Annotated in this window: 2 tRNA genes; both read left to right on the forward strand. The window is 53.5% G+C overall.

The annotated features are described in order from the left end of the window. Nucleotides 1–104 precede the first annotated feature (104 nt). Nucleotides 105–181: transfer RNA gene (locus ACYP03_RS25485), tRNA-Val, on the forward strand. A 45-nt stretch (nucleotides 182–226) separates the two neighbouring features. Then, nucleotides 227–300: transfer RNA gene (locus ACYP03_RS25490), tRNA-Val, on the forward strand. Nucleotide 301 lies beyond the last annotated feature (1 nt).

Consider the following 301-nt stretch of genomic DNA (forward strand, 5'->3'; position numbering starts at 1 on the left):
CGACCGTAGCTCAGCTGGTTAGAGCACCACCTTGACATGGTGGGGGTCGGTGGTTCGAGTCCACTCGGTCGTACCAATTTCCGCATTAGAATAACTTAAATTTCGCGTCTGTAGCTCAGCTGGTTAGAGTACTACCTTGACATGGTAGGGGTCGGTGGTTCGAGTCCACTCAGACGCACCATATTTCGCAATTGCCTCCCCTTTCAGGCAGTTTGCAACAGACAATACGACCGTAGCTCAGCTGGTTAGAGCACCACCTTGACATGGTGGGGGTCGGTGGTTCGAGTCCACTCGGTCGTAC

Source organism: Photobacterium sp. R1 (assembly GCF_054600795.1).